This is a genomic window from Acidimicrobiia bacterium (assembly GCA_036271555.1).
GTDB lineage: Bacteria > Actinomycetota > Acidimicrobiia > IMCC26256 > PALSA-610 > DATBAK01.
This window is the reverse complement of the sequence record DATBAK010000069.1, coordinates 1-7311: the sequence shown is the minus strand read 5'-3', so window position 1 is coordinate 7311 and position 7311 is coordinate 1. Positions and strand designations below refer to the sequence as shown.

At 71.4% G+C, this 7311-nt stretch carries 8 protein-coding genes; 5 read left to right on the top strand and 3 right to left on the bottom strand.

Features of this window, described 5'->3' with window-relative positions:
* Positions 1-671: acetyl-CoA C-acyltransferase (locus VH914_16440; GenBank protein ID HEX4492796.1), on the top strand; the 671-nt coding region annotated here is incomplete at its 5' end.
* A gap of 164 nt (positions 672-835) precedes the next feature.
* On the opposite strand, the gene VH914_16435 is transcribed toward VH914_16440, so the two are convergent.
* Positions 836-1042 carry a hypothetical protein gene (locus tag VH914_16435; protein ID HEX4492795.1) on the bottom strand — a complete coding sequence of 69 codons (207 nt, stop codon included), beginning with the start codon at positions 1040-1042 and terminating at the stop codon, positions 836-838.
* Between the two features lie 40 nt (positions 1043-1082).
* Entirely contained in the window at positions 1083-1922 is an 840-nt protein-coding gene (locus VH914_16430) for an LLM class F420-dependent oxidoreductase (GenBank protein HEX4492794.1), read from the bottom strand.
* Between the two features lie 51 nt (positions 1923-1973).
* Here VH914_16430 and VH914_16425 point away from each other — a divergent pair, with 51 nt between their 5' ends.
* Positions 1974-2891, top strand: a complete 918-nt coding sequence (locus tag VH914_16425; protein ID HEX4492793.1) for an SDR family oxidoreductase — start codon at positions 1974-1976, stop codon at positions 2889-2891.
* Between the two features lie 7 nt (positions 2892-2898).
* Here VH914_16425 and VH914_16420 read toward each other — a convergent pair whose 3' ends face one another.
* Entirely contained in the window at positions 2899-4395 is a 1497-nt protein-coding gene (locus VH914_16420; GenBank protein ID HEX4492792.1) for an MFS transporter, read from the bottom strand.
* Positions 4396-4447: 52 nt separating this feature from the next.
* Here VH914_16420 and VH914_16415 point away from each other — a divergent pair, with 52 nt between their 5' ends.
* The 3 genes from VH914_16415 to VH914_16405 form a co-directional block, all read left to right on the top strand.
* Positions 4448-5089, top strand: a complete 642-nt coding sequence (locus tag VH914_16415) for a helix-turn-helix domain-containing protein (GenBank protein HEX4492791.1) — start codon at positions 4448-4450, stop codon at positions 5087-5089.
* Positions 5090-5125: 36 nt separating this feature from the next.
* Positions 5126-6739 (top strand): AMP-binding protein, encoded by a 1614-nt coding sequence (locus tag VH914_16410; GenBank protein ID HEX4492790.1) that lies wholly within the window; start codon positions 5126-5128, stop codon positions 6737-6739.
* A partial coding sequence (locus VH914_16405; protein HEX4492789.1) for an acyl-CoA dehydrogenase family protein occupies positions 6736-7311 on the top strand: 576 nt, incomplete at its 3' end. The genes VH914_16410 and VH914_16405, both read left to right, overlap by 4 nt.

Sequence of the window (7311 nt, the reverse complement as noted above, 5' to 3'; positions counted from 1 at the left end):
CGGAGACGATCGCCCGCGACTTCGGTTTCGAGCGCTCGGACCTGGAGGAGTTCGCGCTGCGCAGCCACCAGCGCGCCGCGGCGGCCCGGGAGGAAGGCCGCTTCGCCGCCGAGATCACTCCGTTCGAGGACGTCAAGCAGGACGAGGGCGTCCGGGCGGACACGTCGCTGGACAAAATGGCCGCACTCAAGACGCTCATCCCGGGCGGCCGGCTGACCGCGGCTGTGTCCAGCCAGATCTCGGACGCCTCGGCCGCACTGCTCATCGCCTCGGAGGAGGCGGTGCGCACCCACGGCCTCACGCCCCGGGCCCGGATCCACCACCTGTCGGTCCTGGGGGCCGATCCGGTGAACCTGCTCATCGCCCCGCTGCCCGCCACCGAGCGCGCGCTGCAGAAGACCGGCCTGCCGGTGAGCGATATCGACCTGTTCGAGGTCAACGAGGCCTTCGCCAGCGTCGTCCTGGCCTGGCTGCGCCACACCGGGGCCGACCCGGCGAAAACCAACGTCAACGGGGGCGCGATCGCGCTCGGCCACCCGCTCGGTGCGTCCGGCGCCCGGATCATGACCACCCTGCTGCACGAACTCGAGCGCACCGGCGGCCGCTACGGCCTGCAGACCATGTGCGAAGGCGGCGGCCAGGCCAACGTCACCATCATCGAGCGCCTCTAACCGCGCCCCTGGTCATACGTGCGCCTCATATCCGGTGCAGACGTATGACCAGCGTCCGCGTCAGACAGGCACTCGCACCAGAACGGACGGGTCGCTTTGCGGCCCGTCCGACGCGGCACCTGAGGCGTCAGGAGCGGCGAGCGCAGCGAGCGCGACCAGAAAGCTCAGTCCTTGACCGCGACCGCGTTGGGGGTGACGTTCATCTTGGGCACGTACTCCTCGGCCTCGACCTCGCGCGCGATGCCCTGGTACTTCGCGTCGAGCTCGGCGACACACGCGTCACAGGCGCCGCGGAACCGCATGCGTACGGCTTGGCCGCAGCGCATGCAGGTCGTGTCGATCAGGTCGTAGTCGTCCACGTGCAGCGTCATCGCACCCAGCATGCCAAACGCGCGCCCGCCGCGCGCGCACTCAGAGCCCGAGCAGCGAGCAGTACTCGTCGAGCGTGCGTCGGATCTTCGACTCGTCGGCCGACGGGAGGCGGAGCACGACCTCGGTCACACCGATCGACTCGTAGTACTCGAGCTTGCCGGCGTCGGGAACCGTCCCGAACGGCACGATCCGGAGGGTCGAAGGGTCACGGCCGATCGCCTCGCACGCCGCGTGCAGATCGGTGAGCGCGGCACGCACGCCGGCGCCGCCGATCGGGATCCAGCCGTCGGCGTACTCGGCGACGTGCGCGAACAGCTTCGGCCCCGCGGCCCCGCCGATGAGCACCGGCGGCCCGCCGACCTGCACCGGCTTCGGCCACGACCAGGTCGGCGGGAGATCGACGTACGAACCGGAGAACGAAGCGACATCGTCGCGCCACAGCGCCTTCATCGCGAGCATCCGCTCGCGCACCACATCACGCCGCTCCTTCATCGCGACGCCGTGGTCCTCGAGCTCGTCGGCGTTCCAACCGAAGCCGATGCCGAGCACGAAGCGGCCGTTCGACACGAGGTCGAGCGTCGCGATCGCCTTCGCGGTCACGATCGGATCGCGCTGCGCGACGAGCATGATCCCGGTACCGACGAGCAGTCGCTCCGTCGCGGCGGCCGCGCTCGTCATCGCGACGAGCGGGTCGAGCGTGCGCTTGTACTCCTCGCGCAGCTCCGCGTCACCGGTCGGCGGCGCGGTGCGCCGGCTCGTCGGGATGTGCGTGTGCTCGGGAACGTAGAGCGACTCGAAGCCGCGTTCCTCGACGGCGCGCGCGAGCGCGGCGGGCGCCATCGTCTGGTCCGTGATGAACATGGTCACGCCGTAGCGCACGGGCGGGCCGCCTCGGAGTCGGACGACGGGGCGGCGTTAGGGTAACGGCCCGTGAGCGGGATCTGCGAAGGACGCGTGGTCGTGGTGACGGGCGCGGGCCGCGGCATCGGTCGCGAGCACGCGCTCGAGTTCGCGCGCCAGGGCGCGCGCGTGGTCGTGAACGACCTCGGCGTCGCGCGCGACGGCAGCGCAGCATCGAGCGGGCCGGCGAACGACGTCGTCGCCGAGATCCAGGCGGGCGGGGGCGAAGCCGTTGCGAACGCCGACGACATCGCCGACTGGAACGGCGCGGCGCGACTGATCGCGACCGCGGTCGACACGTTCGGACGCCTCGACGTGCTCGTGAACAACGCGGGCTTCTTGCGCGACCGGATGATCGCGACGACGTCGGAGGAGGAATGGGACGCGGTGATCCGTGTCCACCTCAAGGGCCACTTCGCGCCGACGCGCCACGCATGCGAGCGCTGGCGGGCGCGTGCCAAAGACGGTGAGACGGCCGAGCAGATCAGCGGCCGGATCGTGAACACGTCGTCGGGTGCGGGCATCCTCGGCAGCGTCGGCCAGGGCACGTACTCCGCGGCGAAGGCCGGCATCGCCGCCCTCACGCTGGTCGAATCGGCCGAGCTCGGCCGCTACGGCGTCACCGCGAACGCGATCGCGCCCGCGGCGCGCACGCGCATGACCGAAGCGGTGTTCGCCGACCGCATGGCCGCGCCGACCGGCGGTTTCGACGTGAACGACCCGGGAAACATCTCGCCACTCGTCGTGTGGCTCGGCAGCCTCGACTCCGCGGGTGTGACCGGCCGACTGTTCGAGGTCGAGGGCGGGATCGTGTCGGTGGCCGACGGCTGGCGTCACGGCCCGCAGCGCGACAAGGGCGCGCGCTGGGAAGCCTCGGAGATCGGCGCCGTCGTGCGCGAGTTGATCGCCGAGGCACCGAGCCCCGAGCCCGTCTACGGCGCGTCCTGACCGCTGCTCACACCTCGACCGCGGCGGCGTCGCGCACCGGCGCCCCGCGCACGAGTCGGGACGCGAACAGCGACACCGTGAGCCCGCATCCGATGAGCAGCCACCACACGCGGTGGAAGTCGTGCGTCGTGAGGCTGCGACCGACCACCGTCGTGAACGCGATGACGAGCGCGACACCGAACGTCGACCCGAGATAGCGCATCGCCGACACGACAGCCGAGCCCGCGCCGAACTGGTCGATCGGGAGCCCTTGCACCGCCGCCGACGACAGCTGCGGCAGGACGAGCGCGACGCCCAGCGCGGTGAACGTGATCGCTGGGAGGAACACACCGACGTAGTCGGCGTGACTCGTCGCGCGCAGCATCAGCAGCGCGCCGCCGAACGCCCACACCAACCCGCCGGGCACGAGCAGCACGCGCTGTCCGTAACGCGCCGCGAGGCGGCCGAAGCGCGGCGCGGTGAGTGCGACGATCGCGGGACCGACCGACAGACCCAAACCGGCCTTCAGAATCGAGTAGTGCCAGACCTCGGTCATGAAGAGCACGTTGCCGAGGAACATCGCGTTGAACCCGATCGCGTAGACGAGGGTCGCGCTCCCCGCCCACCGGAAGTTGCGCACCGCGAACAGGTTCAGGTGGATCAGTGGGTTGTCGACGCGCCGGCAGCGGAGCACGAACAGCCCCACGAGCGCGATGCCCGCGAGCGCCGCGATCACGAAGCCCCACGACCGCCAGCCCCACGCGTTCGTCTGGACGATCGCGTAGGTGAGCAGCGCGACGCCCGCGGTCACGAGCACGACGCCGAGCGGATCGGGCAGGCGGCCGGGCCGCGCTTCGCGACCCTCGGGCAGCACCACGCGCGCGAGCAGCAGGCTCACGATGCCGACGGGGAGGTTGAGGAAGAACGCCCAGCGCCAGCTCAGCCCGTCGACGATCACGGCGCCGAGCACCGGTCCGGCCGCGCCCGCCGCGGCGCCGATCGCACCCCAGATCGCGACCGCGACCGGCAGCCGTTCGCGCGGGAAGCTCTGGAGCACCAGCGCGAGCGACGCAGGGATGAGGATCGCTGCGCCCACCGCTTCGAGGACCTCCGCCCCGATGAGCACGCCGACCGTCGGTGCGAGCCCGCACAGCATCGAGCCGACGGTGAACACCACGACGCCGATCAGGAACATCTTGCGCCGCCCCACCCGGTCGGCGATGCGCCCCATCGGGATCAGCAGTGCCGCGAACGCCAGCGTGTAGGCGTTCAACACCCACGACACCGTCGACGGGCCGGCGGCGCGGAACGTCGCACTGATGGCCGGGAACGTCACGAATCCCACGGTCGTGTCGAGGAAGACCGCGAACACGGCGAGCCCCGTCGACAGGAGCACGATCCGCGGACTGCGTTCCTTCGCCGCGCTGATCTCGACCGCCGCGAACTCCCCCGGCTCCACGATGTCGCCCGGCGTCGGCGCATTGATCGTCGGGTCATCAGTTAGTTGTTTCACCATACCGAACATGGTACTGTGAAAATACCGATTGGCAAGGGCAAAATGTCTCGGGAGTCCAGACATGTCGACACCAGTTCGCTACGACCAGCAGTACTGCCCCATCGCCCGCGCGCTCGACGTGCTCGGCGATCGTTGGACGTTGCTGATCATCCGGGAGCTCGGGATCGGCGACCAGCGTTTCACCGAGCTGCGCCGCCACCTTCCCGGCATCGCGCCGACCGTGCTCACGCAGCGGCTGCGGGAGCTGGCCGACGAAGGACTCGTGACGATGCACGACGACCCGTCGACGCGGCGGCAGCTCTACGCCCTCACCGATCGGGGACGCGAAGCCGGACCGGTGCTGCGCGCGCTCGCGCGCTGGGGCATGCCGTTGCTCGAGCCGCGCCCCGACGACCGGACAGTGCGGCCGCGCGCGGCGCTGAACGTCGCGATCCTCAGCTACTACGACGCGGCCGCGGCGGCCGGCATCGACGAGCGCTACCGACTCGAGATCGACGGCGAGACGTTCACGCTCTCGTCGGTCAAGGGTGGCGGCAAGGCGCGCGCCACGGCCGACGTCGAGCTCGTCGCGGGCGCGGGCACGTGGATCGACATCCGCCAGGGCCGACTCACGCTGCAGCAGGCGCGCAAGGACGGACTCGTCCAGGTGACGGGCCCGGCCCGCAGCGTCGCCAACTTCCGGCGCGTCTTCCGCATCCCGTAGCGGCGGCGCCCGGCGGCGCTGTGCCAAGGTGCCGGGATGCGGATGCCCGCGGGACCGCCGGTACCCAACGCGATCCGCGCCACGTGGCGCGCCGCCGGCGCGTGGACCGACGAGACACTGCTCGATCGGTTGCACGCGAACGCGGGGCGCGACGCGGACCGCGAGCTCGTCGTCGATCGCGCGACGCGCCTCACGGGCGCGCAGCTGCGTGCGGGCGCGGCGCGGGTCGCGGGGGCATTGCGCGCCGACGGCATCGGCCCCGGCGACGTCGTCGCGTACCAGCTGCCGAACTGGTGGGAATCGGTCGCGCTCGCGTGGGGCATCCTGACCGTCGGCGCGATCGCGAGCCCGTTGACACCGACGCTGCGGCACGCGGAGGTCGGCTTCGTGCTCGACGCGACGAAAGCGAAGCTCGCGGTCGTACCGCGCGAGTTCCGGGGCTTCGACCATCCGCAGATGCTGCGCGACCTCGAGTTCTCCGGCACCACGTGGATCGCGCGCGACGGTGAGCTCGACGCGATGCTGAAGACCGTCGACGAACGGACGACCGACACCCACACCGCGCGCGCCGACGATCCCGCGCTGATCCTCTGGACGTCGGGCACGACGTCGCAACCGAAGGGCGTCGTCCACACGCACCAATCACTACGACAAGAAGCCGACAGTCTCGGCGACGCGCACGCGTTCACACGCGACGACCGGCAACTGCTTCCGATGCCCATGACGCACGTCGCGGGGTTCACCTACGGCGTCATCATGCCGCTCGGCCTCGGCGTGCCCGCGATCCTCATGGACGTGTGGGAGCCGGGCGCCGCGCTGGCGCTCGTCGCACGAGAGCGCATCTCGGTGATGATCAGCACGCCCGTGTTCGTACGCTCGATGATCGATCACTCCGACTTCGCGACGGCCGACACGAGCAGCGTGCGCCTCCTGTCGCTCGGCGGCGCGGGGGTCGCGCCCGCGACCGTGCGCGAGGGCGCGGCGCGCTTCGGCGGACCCAGCGGCTGTTGGTGCAAGCGCACGTACGGATCGACGGAGTATCCGACGCTCACGACCGGCCGGCTCGGCGACGACCCCGAGCGCCAGGCGACGAACGACGGCGTGCTCATCGGACCGGCCGAGCTGCGAATCGTCGACGCCGCGACGGGCATCGACGTGAAGCCCGGCCACGCCGGCGAGCTGTGGGCGCGCGGGCCTGAGATGTTCAGCGGCTACCTCGACGCCGACCTCGACGCGACCGCGTTCGCCGACGGCGGTTGGTTCCGCACCGGCGACCTCGCGACCTACGTCGACGGCTACGTCACGATCGTCGACCGCTTGAAGGACATCGTCATCCGCGGCGGCGAGAACATCTCCGCCGCGGAGGTCGAGCACGCGCTGTTGAGCCATCCCGCGGTCGCCGACTGCGCGGTCGTCGCGGTGCCCGATCGAACGATGGGCGAGCGCATCTGTGCGTTCGTCATCCCGCGCGGCGACGCGCCACCGACCCTCGACGCGCTCGCGGAGCACGTCGTCGCCGCGGGCCTCGCTCGCTTCAAGCGTCCGGAACGACTCGAGCTGCGCGCCGAGCTCCCGCGCACTCCGAGCGGCAAGGTGCAGAAGGGTCCGCTGCGCGACGAGATCGCCGCGCTCGTGAGCGACGCGCAGTGAGCGACGACGAACGCTCCGCAGTGCGGGCCGCGCTGGCGGCACGAGTGCAGCCGCGCGACGACGCCGCGCCCACGACGGTGCTCGGTGCCGGCCGCGACGATCTCGAAGCCGGCCGCGCGTACCTGCGCGCGCTCGCCGACGGCGGTTGGGCGGTGCCGACGTGGCCGGTCGAGCACGGCGGCATGGGCGCGCACGGTGAGCGGCTCGCGATGATCCAGCGGGAGCTCGGGCGTTGCGCCGTCCCCGACCTGTATCCCTTCCTCGTCGGCCTCGCGCTCGTCGGCCCGACACTGCTCGAGCACGGCGACGACGAGCAGCGCGCCCGCTGGCTCCCGACGATCAAGGACGGCCGCGAGATCTGGTGCCAGCTCTTCTCCGAGCCCGGCGCGGGATCCGACCTCGCGGGGCTCGCGACCCGAGCGCGCGCCGACGGCGACGAGTGGGTCGTCGACGGGCAGAAGGTGTGGACGAGTCGGGGTCACTACGCGCGCCGGGGCCTGCTGCTCGCACGCAGCGACTCGTCGGTGCCGAAACACGCGGGCATCACCGCGTTCGGACTCGATCTGCACACG